Source organism: Pseudomonas sp. ADPe, assembly GCF_014843515.1.
In the GTDB taxonomy this organism is placed as follows: domain Bacteria; phylum Pseudomonadota; class Gammaproteobacteria; order Pseudomonadales; family Pseudomonadaceae; genus Pseudomonas; species Pseudomonas citronellolis.
On sequence record NZ_CP062122.1, the window covers coordinates 3,538,795 to 3,558,544 of the forward strand.

Here is a 19,750-nt window from a genome sequence, read left to right on the forward strand (position 1 = left end):
CGCCGAGTGTAGCAGTGTCGCGCGGCTCCCCGCCGGGCGGTGGCGGAAAGAGGCTGCGCGGGGCACGGCGTCGCGATAGGATGGCGCGAAGTTCAACCGATCGATGAGTGTGTGGGATGGCGGATATCTTCAAGGCGGGTCCGGACGATGTGGAGATCACTCGACGCGAGGAGTGCTTCCGCGGCTTCTATCGCATCGAGCGTCTGCACCTGCGTCATCGCCAGTTCGCCGGCGACATGGGGCCGCTGATCAGCCGCGAGCTGTTCGTCCGCCACGATGCCGTCTGCGTGCTGCCCTACGACCCGCAGCGTGACGAAGTGGTACTGATCGAGCAGTTCCGCGTCGGCGCCCTGGAGGCCGGGGTCAACCCCTGGCTGCTGGAGCTGGTCGCCGGGCTGATCGACAAGGACGAAGAACCTGAAGAGGTCGCCCGCCGCGAAGCCGTGGAAGAAGCCGGCCTGAACCTCGGCGCGCTCTGGCCGATCAGCCAGTACCTGCCGTCGCCCGGCGGCAGCAACGAACTGGTGCACCTGTTCGTCGGCCGTTGCGACAGCAGCCTGGCCTCGGGCATCCATGGCCTGGAGGAGGAGGGCGAGGACATCCGCGTCCATGTGCTGGCCCTCGAGGATGCCCTGCAGGCCGTGCGCGACGGGCGCGTCAACAACGCCGCGAGCATGCTCGCCCTGCAATGGCTGGCGCTGAACCGCGCCGAGGTTCGTGGCCTATGGGTGTGAACCTGCTGCGTGAACGCTACCGTGTCGACCTGGCCGGGCTGCAAGCCACCTGCGAGGCCAACTACCTGCGCCTGATGCGGCTGCTGCCGGACATGCGCGAAGTACAGTCGCAGCGCCGCGTGGCGCTGAGCGAGGGTGAACGCCTGCTCGGCGTGCTGGCCCTGGAAGTGATCGAGGCCTGCCCCTACACCACCACCCTGCAGGTGCGCCAGGAGCTGGGCCTACCCTGGCTGCCCGCGCCGCGCCTGGAAGTGCGCGTCTACCATGACGCGCGCATGGCCGAAGTGGTCGGCGCCGAGCAGGCGCGCCGCCTGCTGGCCATCTACCCTTACCCGAACCAGGCCATGCACCAGCCGGACGAGAAGAGCCAGCTCAACCTCTTCCTCGGCGAATGGCTGAGCCACTGCCTGGCCTGCGGCCACGAGCTGGAACCGGTCCTGCAACGCTGAAAGCGCGGGTGATGGCGTTGCGCCATGATAGGATGTCGTTCGTCCGGCCGACGGTGAGCATACTGTGAACTGTGACTCTTTCCCGGTTTGCCCGGCACCGGGGCTGTCACCATACTTCCTTCAACGACGACGCCTCGCCTGACAGGAGAAGGCGCATTGCCTGCGAAAGAATTTTCCTCAAATGAGCCGGTGCTGCTGGTACAGCTCACTGACAGCCATCTGTTCGCCGAGCACGATGGCCGGCTTCTCGGCATGGATACCGCGGACAGCCTGCAACAGGTGGTGAAGCGCGTCCTCGAGGAGCAGCCGCGGATCGACCTGGTCCTGGCGACGGGTGATATCTCGCAGGACGGTTCCCCAGAGTCGTACAGACGTTTCCTGGATATCTGTTCCAGCATTCAGGCACCGGCCCGCTGGTTCCCCGGCAACCACGACGAGCTGGCGCCCATGCGCGAAGTCTGCGCCGGCAGCGACCTCCTCGACCCGGTGCTCGACCTGGGCGCCTGGCGCATCGTCCTGCTCGACTCCACCATCCCCGGCGCGGTGCCCGGGCAGGTGTCCGCCGAGCAATTGGCGCTGCTGGACGAAGCCCTGCACGACGCGCGCGATCGCCACGTGCTGGTGGCCTTCCACCACCACCCGGTGAGCATCGGCAGCCAGTGGATGGACCGCATCGGCATCCGCAACCCGGACGACCTGTTCGCCGTGCTCGACCGCCACCGGCACGTGCGCTGCCTGCTCTGGGGCCACGTGCACCAGGAAATCGACCGCCTGCGCGGCGACGTGCGCCTGTTGGCGTCCCCTTCCACCTGCGTGCAGTTCGCCCCGGGCAGCGAGGACTTCGGCGTGGACACCCTGGCGCCGGGCTACCGCTGGCTGCGCCTGCTGCCCGATGGCGGCGTGCAGACCGGCGTGTCGCGGGTCACCGGCATCGATTTCCAGGTGGACTACAGCGTCCAGGGCTACTGACGCGTGCGGCTTGCAGGCAGCGGCTCGCTGCTTGTAGCCTCCCGCACCATGACCGATATCCTCTATATCCACGGCTTCAACAGCTCCCCCGCCTCGCAGAAGGCGCGCCAGCTCGCGGCCGTCATGGAGCGCCTGGGCTTGCAGGCGCACCTGCGGGTGCCCGAACTGCACCACCACCCGCGGCAGGCCATGGCCCAGCTGCAGGCGGCCATCGGCGAACTCGACCGGCCCTTGCTGGTCGGCAGTTCCCTGGGCGGCTACTATGCGACCCATCTCGCCGAGCGGCACGGCCTCAAGGCCGTGCTGATCAACCCGGCGGTGCTGCCCCACGGCCGTTTCGACGGCTACCTGGGGCCGCAGAAGAACCATTACAGCGGCGAGGAATGGGTGCTGACCCAGGACCACGTCGACGCTCTGGCGGAACTCGAAGTGCCGCCGCCGGTCGATGCGGCGCGCTACCAGGTGTGGCTGCAGACCGGCGATGAAACCCTCGACTACAAGGTCGCCGCGGTCTTCTACCGGGCCTGCGCCTTGCGCATCGAGGCCGGCGGCGACCACGGCTTCCAGGGCTTCGCCCGCTGGCTGCCGGCGCTGCTGGCCTTCGCCGGGGTGCCGGCGGGCCTGTGGCGCGACCTCGATTTCACAACTCTTTGAAAAGGGACCCCATGGCCCAGCAGAACGCCTATACCGCAGAAGCCATCGAAGTCCTCTCCGGCCTCGATCCGGTGCGCAAGCGCCCGGGCATGTACACCGACACCACGCGGCCCAACCACCTGGCCCAGGAAGTCATCGACAACTCCGTGGACGAGGCCCTGGCCGGCCACGCCAGGAGCGTGCAGGTGATCCTCCACGAGGACAACTCGCTGGAAGTGATCGACGACGGCCGCGGCATGCCGGTGGACATCCACCCCGAAGAGGGCGTGCCGGGGGTCGAGCTGATCCTCACCAAGCTGCACGCCGGCGGCAAGTTCTCCAACAAGAACTACCAGTTCTCCGGCGGCCTGCACGGCGTGGGCATCTCGGTGGTGAACGCGCTTTCCACCCAGGTGGAAGTGCGCGTCAAGCGTGATGCCAACGAATACCGCATGACCTTCGCCGACGGCTTCAAGGCCAGCGATCTGGAAGTCATCGGCAGCGTCGGCCGGCGCAACACCGGCACCACCGTGCGCTTCTGGCCCGACCCGAAGTATTTCGATTCGCCGAAGTTCTCCGTCAGCCGCCTCAAGCACGTGCTCAAGGCCAAGGCCGTGCTCTGCCCGGGGCTGCTGGTCACTTTCGAGGACAAGAGCAGCGGCGAGCGCGTCGAATGGCACTACGAGGACGGCCTGCGTTCCTACCTGGCCGACTCGGTGTCCGAGCTGCCGCGCCTGCCGGAAGAACCCTTCTGCGGCACCCTGGCCGGCAGCAAGGAGGCGGTGGACTGGGCCCTGCTGTGGCTGCCCGAGGGTGGCGAGTCGCTGCAGGAAAGCTACGTCAACCTGATCCCCACGGCCCAGGGCGGCACCCACGTCAACGGCCTGCGCCAGGGTCTGCTGGATGCCATGCGCGAGTTCTGCGAGTTCCGCAACCTGCTGCCGCGCGGCGTCAAGCTGGCCCCGGAAGACGTCTGGGAACGCATCGCCTTCGTCCTCTCGATGAAGCTGCAGGAGCCGCAGTTCTCCGGGCAGACCAAGGAGCGCCTGTCGTCTCGCGAGGCGGCGGCCTTCGTCTCCGGCGTCGTGAAGGACGCCTTCAGCCTCTGGCTCAACGCCAACCCCGAGCTGGGCCTGCAACTGGCGGAGCTGGCCATCAGCAACGCCGGCCGTCGCCTGAAGGCGGGCAAGAAGGTCGAGCGCAAGAAGATCACCCAGGGCCCGGCGTTGCCCGGCAAGCTGGCCGACTGCGCCGGCCAGGACCCGATGCGCGCCGAACTGTTCCTGGTGGAAGGCGACTCCGCCGGCGGCTCGGCCAAGCAGGCGCGGGACAAGGAATTCCAGGCGATCATGCCGCTGCGCGGGAAGATCCTGAACACCTGGGAAGTGGATGGTGGCGAAGTCCTGGCCAGCCAGGAAGTGCACGACATCGCCGTGGCCATCGGCGTCGACCCGGGCGCCGCCGACCTGAGCCAGCTGCGCTACGGCAAGATCTGCATCCTCGCCGACGCCGACTCCGACGGCCTGCACATCGCCACCCTGCTGTGCGCCCTGTTCGTCCGCCACTTCCGCCCGCTGGTGGAAGCCGGGCACGTCTACGTGGCCATGCCGCCGCTGTACCGCATCGACCTGGGCAAGGAAGTCTTCTACGCCCTGGACGACGCCGAGCGCGACGGCATCCTCGACCGCCTGCTGGCCGAGAAGCGCCGCGGCAAGCCGCAGGTCACCCGCTTCAAGGGCCTGGGCGAGATGAACCCGCCGCAGCTGCGCGAAACCACCATGGACCCGAACACCCGGCGTCTGGTGCAGCTGACCCTGGAAGACGCCGAGGGCACCGTCGAGATCATGGACATGCTGCTGGCCAAGAAACGCGCCGGCGACCGCAAGTCCTGGCTGGAGACCAAGGGCAACCTGGCCGAGGTCCTGGCCTGATGCGCCGCGCGCTGGCCGCCCTGGCGGCCGTGCTCGGCTGCGCCCAGGCCCTGGCGGACGCACCCGCGGTAGGGCAGGGGCCGGCCCTGCAGTTCCTCTCCGAGCACGCCGTGGAAGGCATGCCCGCGGGCAACCTGTCGGGGCTGGCGCTGTGCGGCGGCGAGCTGTGGACGGTGTCCGACCGCGACGACGACCGCCTCTACGGCCTGCGCCCGGACGAAACCCCGGGCAGCGTCTGGCAGGCCCGCGCCGAGACCTTCAGCGCGCCCGGGCTGCCCGACAGCGGCCTGTCCTGGGGCGCCCGCGCGCGCACCTGGCTGTACGGCCTGGTGCGCGGCGGGGCCATGGACTTCGAAGGCCTCAGCTGCGACGGCAAGGGCAACCGCTACCTGGTCAGCGAGGCCTATGCCGGCGTGCTGCGGGTGCCGGAGGCCGGCGCCGCGCAATGGCTGGAGCTGCCGCCGACGCTGCTGCGCCAGGCGCGCGCCAGCGGCCTGCTGATGGTCAACAACGCCTACTACGAAGGCCTGGCCATCGACGCCGACGGCAAGCGCCTGTGGCTCGCTGCCGAGCGCCAGCGCCGCGGCCTGCTGCGCCTGCGCAACGACAACGGCAGCTGGAAATGCGACGGCGCCTGCGTGCTGCTCAGCGAGGCCGGGACGGCGCTGCCGCCGCCGCAACTGGAAAGCGACAAGCCGCTGGCCCTGGACTTCTCCGACCTGGCGCTGTACCAGGGCAAGCTGTTCACCCTGGAGCGCCTGGTGCACCAGGTCTGCCGGCGCAACGCCGACAGCGGCGCCGCCGAGCGCTGCTGGTCGTTCGCCGACGGCGCCCTGGCCCCGCAGCGCCGCTACGCCTTGCCCTACGGCGTGGCCGAGGCCCTGGTGATCGACGACAAGGGCGCCTGGATCGGCCTGGACAACGGCGACGTGGCCCGCGCCGATGGCGATGCGCGCCCCTACGTGCTGCGCTTCGCCGCCCCGGCGGAGGGCTGGCTGGGTGGCAAATGAACGACGCGCAACCCGGACGCCGCCTCGGCAAGGCCATGATGCTGCTCGCCTGGCTGGCCGGCATCGGCCTGGCCACGCACTTCTTCGGCCTGTGGGAAAAGCGCCAGCACAACCCCAACGTCCAGCCGCAGTCGCTGCACGGCGACGGCTACGTGGAGCTGCGCCTGCTGGGCAACCGCCAGGGCCACTACGTGTTCGACGGCCTGATCGACGGTACCCCGGCGACCTTCCTGCTGGACACCGGCGCCAGCGCCGTGGCCGTGCCGGAAGCCCTGGCCCTGCGCCTGCAACTGCAGCGTGGCGCGCCCATCGACCTGGACACCGCCAACGGCCGCACCCGGGGCTGGCGCACGCGCCTGCAGCGCCTGGAGCTGGGCGACATCCTCTTGAAGGACGTGCCGGCGATCATCGCCCCGGGCATGGGCGGCAACGAGGTGCTGCTCGGCATGAGCGCCCTCAGACAACTCGAATTCTCCCAGCGCGACGGCACCCTGGTGCTGCGCCAGAACACTTCCCCGTGAGGCACGCATGAGCGAAACCCTCGATCTGAGCCTGGAAGGCGTGGAGCGTCGCTCCCTCGCCGAGTTCACCGAACAGGCCTACCTGAACTACTCCATGTACGTGATCATGGACCGCGCCCTGCCGCACATCGGCGACGGCCTGAAGCCCGTGCAGCGGCGCATCGTCTACGCCATGAGCGAACTGGGCCTGGACGCCGACTCCAAGCACAAGAAGTCGGCGCGCACCGTCGGCGACGTGCTCGGCAAGTACCACCCCCACGGCGACTCGGCCTGCTACGAAGCCATGGTGCTGATGGCCCAGCCGTTCTCCTACCGCTACCCGCTGGTGGACGGCCAGGGCAACTGGGGTGCGCCGGACGATCCCAAGTCCTTCGCCGCCATGCGCTACACCGAGGCGCGCCTGTCGCGCTACGCCGAAACCCTGCTCTCCGAGCTGGGCCAGGGCACTGCCGACTGGGTGCCGAACTTCGACGGCACCATGCAGGAGCCGGCAGTGCTGCCGGCGCGCCTGCCCAACCTGCTGCTCAACGGCACCACCGGCATCGCCGTGGGCATGGCCACCGACGTGCCGCCGCACAACCTGCGCGAAGTGGCCGCGGCCTGCGTGCGCCTGCTCGACCAGCCGGACGCCGGCGTCGGCGAGCTGCTCGAACACGTGCAGGGCCCGGACTTCCCCACCGAGGCAGAAATCATCACCCCGCGCGCCGACCTGCAGAAGATCTACGAGACCGGTCGCGGCTCGGTGCGCATGCGCGCCGTGTACCGCGTCGAGGACGGCGACATCGTGGTCACCGCGCTGCCGCACCAGGTCTCCGGGGCCAAGGTGCTGGAGCAGATCGCCGCGCAGATGCAGGCCAAGAAGCTGCCGATGGTCGCCGACCTGCGCGACGAGTCGGACCACGAGCATCCCACCCGCATCGTCATCATCCCGCGCTCCAACCGCGTGGACGCCGACGAGCTGATGACCCACCTGTTCGCCACCACCGACCTGGAAAGCTCGTACCGGGTGAACCTCAACGTCATCGGCCTGGACGGCAAGCCGCAGGTCAAGGACCTGCGCCAGCTGCTCAGCGAATGGCTGACCTACCGCACCGACACCGTGCGCCGCCGCCTGCAGTTCCGCCTGGACAAGGTGGAGAAGCGCCTGCACCTGTTGGAAGGCCTGCTGATCGCCTTCCTCAACCTCGACGAGGTGATCCACATCATCCGCACCGAGGACCAGCCCAAGCCGGTGCTGATGGAGCGCTTCGCCCTCACCGACGTGCAGGCCGACTACATCCTCGACACCCGCCTGCGCCAGCTGGCGCGCCTGGAAGAGATGAAGATCCGCGGCGAGCAGGACGAGCTGGCCAAGGAGCGCGCCAAGCTGCTGGCGATCCTCGGTTCCAACGCCAAGCTGCGCAAGCTGGTGCGCGACGAGCTGATCGCCGACGCCGAGACCTATGGCGACGACCGCCGCTCGCCGATCGTCGAGCGCGCCGAGGCCAAGGCCCTCTCGGAAACCGAGCTGATGCCCACCGAGCCGGTCACCGTGGTGCTCTCCGACAAGGGCTGGGTGCGTTGCGCCAAGGGCCACGACATCGACGCCGAAGGGCTCTCGTACAAGGCCGGCGACACCTTCAAGGCCGCAGCGCCGGGGCGCTCGAACCAGTACGCGGTGTTCATCGACTCCACCGGGCGCAGCTACTCGCTGGCGGCCCACAGCCTGCCGTCGGCGCGCGGCCAGGGCGAGCCGCTGACCGGCCGCCTGACGCCGCCGCCGGGCGCCAGCTTCGAGCGCGTGCTGCTGCCCGAGGACAACGCCCTGTACGTGCTGGCTTCGGACGCCGGCTACGGCTTCGTGGTCAAGGGCGAGGACATGCAGGCCAAGAACAAGGCCGGCAAGGCCCTGCTCAGCCTGCCCAACGGCGCCCAGGTCATGGCCCCGCGGCCGGTGGCCGACGTCGAGCAGGACTGGCTGGCGGCGGTGACCACCGAGGGCCGCCTGCTGCTGTTCAAGGTCTCCGACCTGCCGCAGCTGGCCAAGGGCAAGGGCAACAAGATCATCAGCGTGCCGGGCGAGCGCGTGGCCAGTCGCGAGGAATACCTGACCGACCTGGCAGTTCTGCCGCCGGGGGCGACCCTGGTGTTGCAGGCCGGCAAGCGCACCCTGTCGCTGCGCGGCGACGACCTGGAGCATTACAAGGGCGAGCGCGGACGGCGCGGCAACAAGCTGCCGCGTGGCTTCCAGAGGGTCGATGCGCTGCTGGTCGAGTCACTGTCTCAGGACTGAAACGCTCTGCGATACACTCTGCCTCTGGAGCTATGGCGCCGGTTAAGGGATGATAGGTCCCTTTGACGCTGGCGCCATGGCTCCATTGTCGTTTTGGTTTGTGGTTTTTTGTAGCAAGTGACGCCGATCTTCGGCGAATTAACGGTGATTGCACGATGAGCGCCCTGCGCGTCCTCGCATGTCTTTCCCTCGTCGGCCTCCTCGGGCTGGCGGGCTGTACGGTGAATCGGCCGACGCAACTGTACCAACTGGATGCCGGTGCGACCCCGCTGCCGACCCGCGACAACGGTATCGCCGTACTGCTCGGTCCGGTGCAGCTGGCCGACTACCTGCAACGTGAGTCCATGGTCCAGCGCCAGGCCGATGGCATCCTCAACCTGTCCACCGAGGCGCGCTGGGCCGGCAGCCTGGAAACCAACGTCAGCCAACTGCTGGTGCGCCAGCTGTCCAGTAGCCTGGACACCACCCGCCTGGCGCTGTTCCCGGAGCAGCCGGGGTTCACCCCGCAGGTGCAGGTGATGCTGACCATCACCCGCCTGGATTCCGGCCCGAAGGAGCCGGCGGTGCTGGATGCGCGCTGGCGCTTGCTCGACCAGAAGGGCACGCTGCGCGACAGCCGCGTGTTCCACGAAGAGGAAAAGCACGACGGCAGCCTGCAGGACCAGGTTCGTGCGCAGAGCGAACTGCTGCGCCGCCTCGCCGGGCAACTGGCCCAGGACGTGCGCCCGGTGGCGGTGGCCGCCGAGCAGCCGGCCGCTCCGCGCAAGCCGGCGGCGAACACCGAGCAGGCCGCCAAGCCCAAGGAAGAAGGGCCGAAGATGCCGCTGGTGGTGCCCATCCACAACAATGTCGAAGTCTTCCGCTTCTGATCGGCCGTGGCCCGCGAGCATTCTCCTCCGCGGGCCGTTTTCGTTGACGATTTCTTGACCGCGACGGTGCTAACAAGGCAGCGGTTCTGCCGGCACCGTTGATCGGAATCCCTTCGATCGGCGCCCGGCGGGGGTAAGCCCTTGCCAGCCTCCCTCTCCCCGTCGTCCTCCAGGCTGGCCAGCCTGGGCCCGGCCGTCCGCGCCTGGCTGCTGGGCGCGCTCGCCCTGCTGCTGTTCTGCGCCCAGGCCAAGGGGCGGGCGATCATCGGCTTCGACTCGCGTTTCGTGCTGTTCGCCCAGGAAATGCTGCGCCACGGGCCGAGCCTGTTTCCCAGCACCTATGGCGAACCCTACCCGGACTACCCGAGCACCTCGACGCTGCTCATCTACCTGCTGTCGCTGCCGTTCGGCCGCGTCGACAGCCTGGCCGCCTGGCTGCCCTCGGCGCTGGCCGCGGCGGCGCTGGTGGCCCTGGTGTACCGCCTGTTGGAGCCGATCTCGCCGCGTTGGGCGCTGCTCGCCGTGGCGCTGTTGCTGCTCACCGCGACCTTCGTCAGGTCTTGCTGGATCAGATGGTCTCGGCGCTGACCTTGGCCGGCCTGAAGCCGCTGGTGGCCGCCGACTTCGACCGCGAGCCCCATGTGCTGCTGTACCTACCCTGAAGCTGCTCGATAGCAGGTCGCAGAAGGAGGCCGGCCGCCCGATGGGCGGCCGGCAGCGCGGTCAGGAAGTGCGCAGGGCGCGCATGCGGGTGAGCTGGCGTTCCAGCATCGACGGGTAGGGTTCCTTCAGCCATTCCACGCAACTGGCCTCGGCCGGGTTGGCGATGGCGCGGACGCGGGCGCGCTGGCGCACCTGCTCGTCCTCGGCGATGGCGCGTTCGATCAGCAGCAGGTTGCGGCTGTGCTGGCTGAGGTTCAGGGCGTTCTGCACGGCGCCTTCCTGCAGCAGCTCGGCCTGGGCCAGTTCCGCCAGCTCGTCGCCCTGGGTCAGGCCCAGTTGCAGTTGCAGGGTAATGCCGCTGTCCACCACTTCGATCTGCAGGGCGTGGCCGAGGGCGCGCATCAGCTCGCCACAGCACAGGGCGTGGGTGAGGTAGTCGTCGTCGTCGCGGGCGTGGAAGAGGATCAGGCTGCCGCCGTCGCTGAGGGTGAACAGCTGGCCCTTGTACAGCCGTGCGGCCTGCTCCAGGCAGTCGCGGTAGCGCTCCAGCAGGTCCACCAGGCGGCTGCGCGGCAGGCGCCGCAGCTGTTCCTGGTTGCCCAGTTGCACGGCCAGCACGGCGCAGGGGTTGGGCAGCTGTGGCTCGGGTTCTTCCTCGGGCTCTTCGGCGATTTCGGCGGCCTCTTCGGAGAAGTCCTCGGCGAACGCTTCAGTGGCCATGGGCGTTTCGTCGTGCAGCTCGTCCTCGGCGAAGATGTTCTCGTCGAACTCGTGCTCGTCGCGCGGCAGGTCGAGGCGGGGTTCGCGTTCGTCGTCCGGCTCGCTGGCGATGTCGTCGGCGACGGGCCTGGCCGGCTTCTCCGCGGCTTTCGCCAGGGTCGGCGCGGCTGCCTTGGGCGCGGGCTTGCGCGGCGCGGGAGCGGGCTCGGGGGCCGGCGGCTTCTCCGGCACCAGGCGTGCCTGGAGCTGGCGGGCCAGGTCGCCGATCTCGTTCTGCAGGCCGGCGCCGGGGGCGGGGTCGTCCGGGTCGCGCAGCCACACGCGCAGCTGCAGCAGCGGGGTGGAGATGTGGCGGCCCAGGCGCAGGCTGAGGGTCAGGGTGAGCAGCAGCAGGATCAGGCTGATCAGGCCCATGCTCTGCAGGCTGACCATCATCGGCTGCTGGAACTGTTCCATGTCCAGGCTGATGCGCAGCTGGCCGGCCATGACCTCCTGGAAGGTGATCTGCGTCGAGTAGACGCCCTCGCTGTCGCCCAGCAGGCCCTGCTTGGGCCGCGAGCCGGCCTCGGCCAGGGTGCGGCCGTCGGCGCTGTAGATGGCGGCGTGGGCCACCAGCGGGTTCTTGGTCAGGTTGCCCAGCAGCACGTTGAGGCTGAGGATGTCGTTGGACACCAGCAGCTCGGTGGCCGAGGCCGCGGTCTGGGTGGTCAGGCTCTGGCCCACGGCGTCGGCCTGCTGGTGCATGGCCTGCTTGAACTGCATGCCCATCACCCAGGCGTAGATCAGCAGCGCCGCCGCCACCAGCACCAGGCTGTGGATGGCGATGCGCAGGGCGATGGGCACCCGGCGCTGGCGCAGGGCGTGGTACAGCAACAGGAAGAAATTATCGGGCTTGACGGACGTGGGCCGGGTCACAGCGGGCTCGGTCTTCTATGAAGGACAGTCCCGGCAGTATAACGGCGCCCCGGAAGCGGGCAAAGCGCCGGTCCGTCCGTGATCCGGACGGCACGGACGATCCGATCGGCGGTTGTGCCGCCGGCGGGCGAGGCGGCGGCCGAGAAAGGCGCTAGAATGTGCGCTTTTTCCATGGCGGAGACTGCGCCTTGCGCGAAATCGTCCTGATCAACATCACCGGGGAAGACCGCCCCGGTCTCACCGCCGCCATCACCGGCGTGCTGGCCCAGGGCGGGGTGAACATCCTCGACATCGGCCAGGCGGTGATCCACGACACCCTGTCCTTCGGCATCCTGGTGGAGATTCCCGACACCGAGCGGGCCTCCGCGGTCCTCAAGGACGTGCTCTTCACCGCCTACGAGCTCGACCAGCAGGTGCGCTTCACCCCCGTTTCCGAGGCGGACTACCAGCAATGGGTCGGCGGCCAGGGCAAGCCGCGCCAGATCGTCACCCTGCTGACGCGCCGGGTGACCGCCGAGCAGTTGCAGCGGGTCAGCTCGATCACCGCCAAGTACGGGCTGAACATCGACCACATCGACCGCCTGTCCGGGCGCATGCCGCTGGACATGCCGGCCGAGCGCGGCAAGGGCTGCATCGAGTTCTCCGTGCGCGGCGAGCCGGCCGACCCGGTGGCCCTGCGCGCCGAGTTCCTCAGCGTGGCCCAGGAGCTGAACGTCGACATCGCCTTCCAGCGCGACTCGCTGTACCGCCGCAACCGCCGCCTGGCGGTGTTCGACATGGACTCGACGCTGATCGAGGCCGAGGTCATCGACGAGCTGGCCAAGGCCGCCGGCGTCGGCGAGCAGGTTTCGGAAATCACCGAGCGGGCGATGCGCGGCGAGCTGGACTTCCGCGCCAGCTTCAAGGAGCGCCTGGCGCTGCTCAAGGGCCTGTCCGAGGACGTGCTCGAGGAAATCGGCGCCTCGCTGCGCCTGACCGAGGGCGCCGAGACGCTGTTCGCCGAGCTCAAGCGCCTGGGCTACAAGACCGCCATCCTCTCCGGCGGCTTCACCTATTTCGCCCGACAGCTGCAGGCGAAGCTGGGCATCGACTACGTCTTCGCCAACGAGCTGGAGATCGTCGACGGCAAGGTCACCGGCGTGGCCATCGAGCCGATCGTCGACGCCCAGCGCAAGGCCGACCTGCTGCGCGAACTGGCGGCGAAGGAAGGCTTGCAACTGGAGCAGACCATCGCCGTGGGCGACGGCGCCAACGACCTGCCGATGCTCGGCCTGGCCGGCCTGGGCGTGGCCTTCCGCGCCAAGCCGCTGGTCAAGCAGTCGGCCAAGCAGGCCATCTCCACCCTGGGCCTGGACGGCATCCTCTACCTGCTGGGCTTCCGCGACCGCGAGGGCGTGGACGGACGCTGAGACGCTGTGGGAATACCGGCCTGCCGGCCGGATCGCGGATGAATCCGCTCCTACGGGAAATGCCGTGCCCATGGCGGTGTCCGCTGCTTCCGGCTGTTGGTGTATCGGCGGATAACCGCGAACGGTTATGCGCCCTACCGATTACCCGCTACGGAGCTTGGTGTCGACCTGTAGGAGCGCGCCCTGCGCGCGATTCGCGGGCAGGGCCCGCTCCTACAAGTGAATCTGTGCGCCGACGTGTCTTTCGTTGGATGGGTTGAGTTTACGAAACCCATGCGGCCGTGGTGATGGGTATCGCTTCGCTCAACCCATCCTACGTTTGCCGGAAGGCACAGGAGTATCGGCGGATAACTGCGAACGGTTTGCGCCCTACCGAGGCCCCGCCACGGGGTTCGGTGTCGACCTGTAGGAGCGCGCCCTGCGCGCGATTCGCGGGCAGGGCCTGCCCTACAAATGAATCCGTGCGCCGATGTGTCTTTCGTAGGATGGGTTGAGTTTATGAAACCCATGCGGCCGTGGTGATGGGTATCGCTTCGCTCAACCCATCCTACGTTTGTCGGAAGGCACAGGAGTATCGGCGGATAACCGCGAACGGTTTGCGCCCTACCGATCACCCGCTACGGAGCTTGGTGTCGACCTGTAGGAGCGCGCCCTGCGCGCGATTCGCGGGCAGGGCCCGCCTACAAATGAATCCGTGCGCCGAGGTGCCTTTCGTAGGATGGGTTGAGTTTACGAAACCCATGCGGCCGTGGTGATTGATGGGTATCGCTTCGTTCGACCCATCCTGCGTTTGCCGGAAGGCGCGGGAGCGGATCACTCCTCCGAAGAGAAGTCGTAATCCATCGCCTGGCTCGGGCCCTGCAGGTAGCGGCCCTGGATGTAGTTGGCGCCGGCCTGCCAGAGGGTGGCCAGGGCCGTGGCGCTTTCCACCATGGGCACTATGGTCAGCTTGGCCTGGGCGTGCAGGCTGGCCATCAGGGTGCGCAGGTTTTCCTGGTTCTCCGGACGGCTGAGGTCCTGCACGTAGGAGCCGTCGATCTTCACGAAGTCGACGTTCATGTGCTTGAGCGTGTTGAACGGGTTCAGCGCGCAGCCGAACTGGCCGAGGGCGACCTGGCAGTGCAGCTCGGCCAGGCCCTGGCTCAGCGCCTTGGCTTGCTTGAGGTGGGCCACGGCGTCGGTTTCGCTGACCTGCAGGATCAGCGAGTCGGCCGGCAGGCGCGCGGCTTTCAGCGCCACCGCCAGCCAGGGCAGCAGCCCGGCGTCCTGCAGGCTGGGGCCGGACAGGTGCACGAAGAGCTTGGTGTTGTGGCCCTTGGCGCGGTGTTCGGCGAGCAGCTTGATGGAGTTGAGCAGCACCCAGCGGTCGATGCGCTCGGCCAGGCCGCCGGCCTTGGCCGCGCCGAAGAAGTCGGCGGCGGGCACTTCCTCGCCCTGCGGGTTGAGCAGGCGCAGCAGCACTTCGTACAGCTCGTGGCTGTCGCCGCGCAGGCTGATGATCGGCTGGAACAGCAGGCGGAAGGCATTCTTCTCCAGCGCCTGCTGGATGATCGCCAGCAGGTCGCCGCGGCTGGCGGCGGCGGCCAGTTCGTCGGCCGGGTCGTAGAGTTTGATGCCGTTGCCCTCGGCCTGGGCGATTTCGTCGGCGCAGCGATGGGCGCGGTCGATGACGTCCTGGGCGCGACTGGTCTTTTCGTCGAGCCCGGCGCAGCCGATCGACAGGGTGACCTGGGCGGTGCGCCCGTGGATGTCGAACAGGTGGCCCTCGACCTTCTTCAGCAGGCTGGCGAACAGGGCCTTGCTCTGTTCCGGCGTCTGGCCGTCGAGCAGCACGCTGAAGGCGTCGTCGCTGAAGCGGGCCAACTGCACGCTCTCGGGGAAGTGCTCGCGCAGCAGGTGGGCGAGGTCGGCCAGCAGCAGGTCGATGCTGGCGATGCCCAGGCTCAGCTGCAGGTGCTGCGCGCGGTCGAGCAGCAGGTAGGCGAGGGTGGCCGGCTGGCCGGCGGTGACGGCGCGCTCCACGGCGGCATCCATCAGGTCGAGGAAGTGGGCGCGGTTGAACAGGCCGGTGACCAGGTCCTGGCTGCTGACCTCGCGCAGCTTCTCCTGCAGCTCGCTGTTGTCCTGCTCGGCGCGGATCACCACCTGGATGCACGGTTCGCCGTCGTAGGTGGCCGGCGAGAAGCCCATGCGCGCGCGGAACCTCTGGCCGTCGACGCGCACGCCGTCGCACAGCAGTTCGTTGTCGCCCTCGCCGTGCTGGTAGCCCTTGAGGAAGTCCTTGAAGGTGGCTTGGTCGGCGGCGGCGATCAGGTCGATCATCGGCAGGCCTTCCAGTTCCTCGGCGTCCTCGTAGCCGAACATCGCGACGTAGGCGCGGTTGGCGTAGATGTGCATGCCGTCGTGGACGTAGGTGATGGCGTCCACCGAGCTGTCCAGCAGCAGCTGGCAGCGCTTTTCCGCCTCGCGCAGGGCGACCTCGGCGGTGCGCCGGGCGCGGCGTTCCTCCAGGGCGGCAAGTTCGCGGTTGGCCACCAGCACCAGGCGCTCGTCCTCGCCCTGGGGCAGGGCGTCCTGGGCGCCCAGGGCCAGGGCCTCGGTGATGCTGTCGGAATCGTTGCCTTCGACCAGTTGGATGAAGGGGATGTCCTTGGCCTGGCGGCGCAGGCTGGCCAGGGCCTCCTCCGGCGCCAGCGCGCTGCTTTGCGGGGCGGCGATCAGCAGGTCCCAGGTCTGTTGCAGGGCTTCGCCGAGGTCTTCGCTGGAGGTCACGCGGTGGACGCGGGTCGCACGCCCGGCGTTGCGGAACAGGCTGACCAGACGTTCGGCCTCGTTCTGCGAGTCTTCCAGGATCAGCAGGCGGACGGTTTTCTTTTCATTGGCCATGAAGAGCTGCTTATGGCGCGCCGGACGGCAGCCAGGAGGCGACGAATGGAGTGCGGCCGAATCTACAGCGACTTCCAGAGTGAGTCAAAGTCTTCCTCCCCGTGCCCCGTGTGGCCGTTCGCTCCTGTGACGGGCTTATCGTCGGCGCCCTTCGGACGTTCCTGGGTACTGTATTCGAACTGGCTGAAACTGCCGGTGGCGGTGAGCTTGCGTGTCAGGGTGGCGCGACGTTCCTCGCCGTGCAGGTTGATCTGCACGCGGCTGCCTTCCTGGAACGGCAGTCGCGGCGAGATCAGCGTCGCCGGCCGCGAGATGGCGGCGATTTCCGGCAGCAGCAGGGCGCGCAGGTAGTGGCTGCTCTGCTCCGACTTGCGCAGCAGTTGCAGGCCGCAGGGCTGGGCGATGGGGGCGATCAGCTCGATGCCCATCTGCGTGCCGCCGCCGCGGACCTGGCGGATCCAGCGCACCACTGCGATGCTCCAGCCCTGGCCGGGAACGTCCTGGATGCCGAGCAGTTCGCCGGCCTGCAACTGGCTGGGGATTTCCTTCGGCCAGGTCAGGCAATAGCCGCCTGGGCTGTGGTTGACGATGGGCAGGGCGAAGACCGGGTACTCGTCGCAGGTCGCCGATTCGGCGGCGTCGGCCGAGCCTTGCTCCGCCGTCCGCAGCGGCTGGTATTCGATTTCCTCCAGCGGCATGCCCGGTTGCCAGTCGGTGACCTTCTGCGCGTCGAAGGCATTGGCCCAGGCGTCGTTCACTTCCGCCTGGAAGGTCGCCTGCACCGGTTCGGGCAGCTTGAGCAGGTCGGCGAACGGGCGCCGGCCGGACAGGTAGTAGTGCAGCGCGCTCATGCCGATGCAGAGGGTCAGCTGGCCCTGGCCGGAGGTGCGCTGGAAGCTGCGCTCGGCGATGTCGCCCCAGGCGCTGGCCAGGTGCTGCAGCAGGTCGACGCTGATGCGCTCGCCCCCCTTGAGCGGCAGCTTGTCGCGTTGCTCGGCGGGGGCGTTCATGTACTCCTTGATCGCCGCCACCAGGCGCTGCGGGTCCATGCCCAGGCCGTTGTGCAGGTCGCCGGCCTTGTACAGCGAACGGTAGCGCGGCGGGCCGTCCACCTGCGGGGCGACCACGAACAGGCTGGACGGCAGGTCGGCTTCCTGCAGGCGCACCAATGAACCCCAGGCCTCCAGGGCATCGGCCAATTGGGCGATGCCGGCCTGGCGCATCTGGTTGCAGCGGGCGCAGCCCAGCAGCAGGGCCACCAGGTAGGCCTGCTCCACGGTCAGGGTGTTGCCCTGCTTGGCCAGGTCGTCGCGGACCGCCAGGGCCTGCACGCCCTTGCTGCGCGCCAGTTGGTAGAGCTGGTGCAGCTCCAGCCACAGGCTTTCCGGCACCGGGCAGTAGAGCTGCTGGGCGCGGATCAGCGGGCCGCACAGGCTGCGGATCGCCCGTTGCAGGGCGAGGGTGAGGATTTGCGCGCGTTCGCGGGTGAAGCGCGGCGCCTCGCGCACCACCACCAGCTTGTAGCCGACGGCCAGGTGGTTCTGCAGGGCCTGGCAGAGGTTGGCGACCTTGCGCGGGCGCTCGTCGAGGACGATGGAGTGGTTGAGGAAGTGGCGTTCGAGGTTGTGGCAGACCGACTGGACTTCCGGGCGGAACAGCTCCAGCAGCTGCAGGCGGGCTTCCACCGGGAGCTTCAGCTGGTTCAGCTCGATCAGGCCCTGGTAGAGCTGGCGCGCGGTCTCGCCGAGGTTGGCCTTGGGCAGGTGGTCCAGCCAGTATTTGATGTCGCGCGCAGTGACGTTGCAGAAGCTCAGGCTTTCCTGCGTCGGGGTGGGGACGCGCAGCAATTGCTGGGGACTCGTATTGTCCATGGTCGGATGAGGTGCTCCACGATCTGGGCCGTTCGCTGGACCGTTGTGCCGGTCTTGGGCGCCGGTTTTTTCCAAACTCTAGCAGTATCCACCTGAGAAGGCAGCCCGTTCCCTGGTTGGGGAGCGGGCCTGCCGTTGGCTTTCGGGTAACAGGCCGGATACAGGCTGCCCGGCCTGCGCCGGCTCACGCCTGGCGGGCGTTGCCCAGCAACTGGCCCATGCGCACCGGGCTGCCGGCGGCCAGTTGTTCGGCCCAGGCGACCTGCTCGGGGCCGAACAGCACTATGGCGGTGGAGCCCAGTTTGAAGCGCCCCAGTTCCGCGCCTTTTTCCAGGTGGATGGGCTGGCGGGCCGCTTCGTCGTAGGCGAAGGCCTTCAGCTCGCGCTTCGGCGGCGTGACCAGGCCGGCCCACACGGTTTCCACCGAGGCGACGATCATCGCGCCCACCAACACCACGGCCATGGGCCCGCGTTCGGTGTCGAACAGGCAGACCACCCGCTCGTTGCGGGCGAAGAGTTCCGGCACCTGCTCGGCGGTGAGCTGGTTCACCGAGAACAGCCGGCCGGGCACGTAGACCATCTCGCGCAGGGTGCCGGCCAGCGGCATGTGCACGCGGTGGTAATCCTTGGGCGAGAGGTAGACGGTGGCGAAGCTGCCGCCCATGAAGGGCGCGGCGCGCTCGGCGTCGCCGCCCAGCAGCGCGGTCAGGCTGAAGCTGTGGCCCTTGGCCTGGAAGATGCGCCCGTGCTCGATCGGGCCGAGCTGGCTGATGGCGCCGTCGGCCGGGCAGAGCACGCCGCCGGGCGTTTCGTCCAGCGGCCGCGCGCCGTCCTTCAGGGCGCGGGTGAAGAAGGCGTTGAAGTGCTCGTAGGCCTGCAGGTCTTCCACCAGCGCCTCGCGCATGTCGACCTGGTAGCGGCGGGCGAACCAGCCGATCAGGCGGTTCTTGAACCAGGCGGCGCGGCATTCGGCCGCGCAGCCGATCAGGCGCGACAGCAGGTGATGCGGCAGCAGGTACTGGCCGAGGATGAACAGACGATCTTTGAACGACATTCCTTAAACCTCTACGGGGGTGTCGGGGTGGTTGCCCCATTCCGACCAGGAGCCGGCGTAGCCCTTGACCCGCGGGTAGCCGAGGGCCTTGGCCACCAGGTAGGTGAAGCCGGAACGATGGTGGGTCTGGCAGTGGGTGATCACTTCCTTGTCCGGGGTGATGCCCAGGTCGCGAAGGATTTGCGCCATGTCGGTGCGGATGCGCAGGGCGCGGGCCGCGTCCATGCCGGCGGTCCACTCGAAGTTGACCGCGCCGGGGATGTGTCCGGCCTTGGCCGCCAGCACCTTCTGGCCGCTGTATTCGCTGGGGTTGCGCGCGTCCCAGACGGCCAGGTCGGCGGCGCCCAGGCGGCTCTGCAGGTATTCGCGGGTGGCGGTGGGTTCGTCGTGCAGCGTCAGCGGCAGCGGGCCGCCGGCCGGCGCCGGAACCGCCTGGCTCAGCTCGCGGCCCTCGGCCAGCCAGGCGTGCAGGCCGCCGTCCAGGTAGTGGTAACGCTGGTGGCCGATGACGTCCAGCAGCCAGATGAAGCGCCCGGCCCAGCCGCCGCCTTCGTCGTCGTACACCACGTATACGGCGTCCGGGTTGTGCCCCAGTTCGCCGAACAGCGCTTCCAGGTCGGCCTTGGCCGGCAGCAGGCCGGGCGCCGGCGGCTGGCCCCACTGGGTGCGCGCGGGGGCGACGAAGCGGGCGCCGGGCAGGTGGCCCTCGGCGTAGCGCGCCGGGCTGGTCAGGTCGACCAGGATCAGCTCGGGAGCGTCGAGGCGGGCGGCCAGCTCGGCCGGTTCTATCACCAGGGGCAGGTCGGAAAAGGCGGACATGTCGGCATCTCCCTGAAGGCGGGTG

At 68.6% G+C, this 19,750-nt stretch carries 15 protein-coding genes and 1 pseudogene; 11 read left to right on the plus strand and 5 right to left on the minus strand.

The features are described 5' to 3' along the window. The first annotated feature begins 116 nt into the window (after window positions 1-116). The 10 genes and pseudogenes from IG194_RS15965 to IG194_RS16010 form a co-directional block, all read left to right on the plus strand. The gene (locus IG194_RS15965; protein ID WP_009613531.1) at window positions 117-734 is read left to right on the plus strand and encodes an NUDIX domain-containing protein; all 618 of its coding nucleotides are present in this window, start codon (window positions 117-119) and stop codon (window positions 732-734) included. Then, window positions 725-1,183: a DUF1249 domain-containing protein gene (locus IG194_RS15970; RefSeq protein WP_009613530.1), complete on the plus strand. Its 459-nt coding sequence runs from the start codon at window positions 725-727 to the stop codon at window positions 1,181-1,183. Before IG194_RS15965 ends, IG194_RS15970 begins: the two co-directional genes overlap by 10 nt. Before the next feature lie 156 nt (window positions 1,184-1,339). Further along, entirely contained in the window at window positions 1,340-2,152 is an 813-nt protein-coding gene (gene cpdA, locus IG194_RS15975) for a 3',5'-cyclic-AMP phosphodiesterase (protein WP_058488188.1), read from the plus strand. A gap of 48 nt (window positions 2,153-2,200) precedes the next feature. Then, entirely contained in the window at window positions 2,201-2,806 is a 606-nt protein-coding gene (locus IG194_RS15980) for a YqiA/YcfP family alpha/beta fold hydrolase (RefSeq protein WP_058488189.1), read from the plus strand. A gap of 11 nt (window positions 2,807-2,817) precedes the next feature. Then, window positions 2,818-4,716 carry a DNA topoisomerase IV subunit B gene (gene parE / locus IG194_RS15985; protein WP_043316906.1) on the plus strand — a complete coding sequence of 633 codons (1,899 nt, stop codon included), beginning with the start codon at window positions 2,818-2,820 and terminating at the stop codon, window positions 4,714-4,716. Beyond that, on the plus strand, window positions 4,716-5,726 hold the full coding sequence (locus tag IG194_RS15990; RefSeq protein ID WP_058488190.1) for an esterase-like activity of phytase family protein: 1,011 nt from the start codon (window positions 4,716-4,718) through the stop codon (window positions 5,724-5,726). Before parE ends, IG194_RS15990 begins: the two co-directional genes overlap by 1 nt. Continuing rightward, the gene (locus IG194_RS15995) at window positions 5,723-6,247 is read left to right on the plus strand and encodes a TIGR02281 family clan AA aspartic protease (protein WP_058070702.1); all 525 of its coding nucleotides are present in this window, start codon (window positions 5,723-5,725) and stop codon (window positions 6,245-6,247) included. The genes IG194_RS15990 and IG194_RS15995 overlap by 4 nt, the downstream gene beginning before the upstream one ends. Before the next feature lie 7 nt (window positions 6,248-6,254). Beyond that, complete coding sequence (gene parC, locus IG194_RS16000; protein WP_009613518.1) at window positions 6,255-8,519, plus strand: DNA topoisomerase IV subunit A; 2,265 nt, start codon at window positions 6,255-6,257, stop codon at window positions 8,517-8,519. A 155-nt stretch (window positions 8,520-8,674) separates the two neighbouring features. Continuing rightward, window positions 8,675-9,388, plus strand: a complete 714-nt coding sequence (locus tag IG194_RS16005) for a membrane integrity-associated transporter subunit PqiC (RefSeq protein WP_009613516.1) — start codon at window positions 8,675-8,677, stop codon at window positions 9,386-9,388. 174 nt (window positions 9,389-9,562) lie between these two features. Further along, window positions 9,563-9,943: pseudogene (locus tag IG194_RS16010) on the plus strand (glycosyltransferase); the annotation flags it as partial. A gap of 168 nt (window positions 9,944-10,111) precedes the next feature. On the opposite strand, the gene IG194_RS16015 reads toward IG194_RS16010, so the two are convergent. Further along, on the minus strand, window positions 10,112-11,686 hold the full coding sequence (locus IG194_RS16015) for an AhpA/YtjB family protein (RefSeq protein ID WP_043268564.1): 1,575 nt from the start codon (window positions 11,684-11,686) through the stop codon (window positions 10,112-10,114). A 188-nt stretch (window positions 11,687-11,874) separates the two neighbouring features. On the opposite strand from IG194_RS16015, the gene serB reads away from it, so the two are divergent. Continuing rightward, window positions 11,875-13,095: a phosphoserine phosphatase SerB gene (gene serB, locus IG194_RS16020; protein WP_009613510.1), complete on the plus strand. Its 1,221-nt coding sequence runs from the start codon at window positions 11,875-11,877 to the stop codon at window positions 13,093-13,095. Between the two features lie 813 nt (window positions 13,096-13,908). On the opposite strand, the gene IG194_RS16025 is transcribed toward serB, so the two are convergent. The 4 genes from IG194_RS16025 to rhdA form a co-directional block, all read right to left on the minus strand. Then, window positions 13,909-15,981, minus strand: coding sequence for an EAL domain-containing protein (locus IG194_RS16025; RefSeq protein WP_058488192.1), 2,073 nt, complete (start codon window positions 15,979-15,981; stop codon window positions 13,909-13,911). Window positions 15,982-16,043: 62 nt separating this feature from the next. After that, window positions 16,044-17,852 (minus strand): hypothetical protein, encoded by a 1,809-nt coding sequence (locus IG194_RS16030; RefSeq protein WP_058488193.1) that lies wholly within the window; start codon window positions 17,850-17,852, stop codon window positions 16,044-16,046. A 184-nt stretch (window positions 17,853-18,036) separates the two neighbouring features. Next, window positions 18,037-18,906, minus strand: coding sequence for an archaetidylserine decarboxylase (gene asd, locus IG194_RS16035; protein ID WP_058488194.1), 870 nt, complete (start codon window positions 18,904-18,906; stop codon window positions 18,037-18,039). Between the two features lie 3 nt (window positions 18,907-18,909). Continuing rightward, on the minus strand, window positions 18,910-19,725 hold the full coding sequence (gene rhdA / locus IG194_RS16040) for a thiosulfate sulfurtransferase (RefSeq protein WP_009613500.1): 816 nt from the start codon (window positions 19,723-19,725) through the stop codon (window positions 18,910-18,912). Window positions 19,726-19,750: the final 25 nt, after the last annotated feature.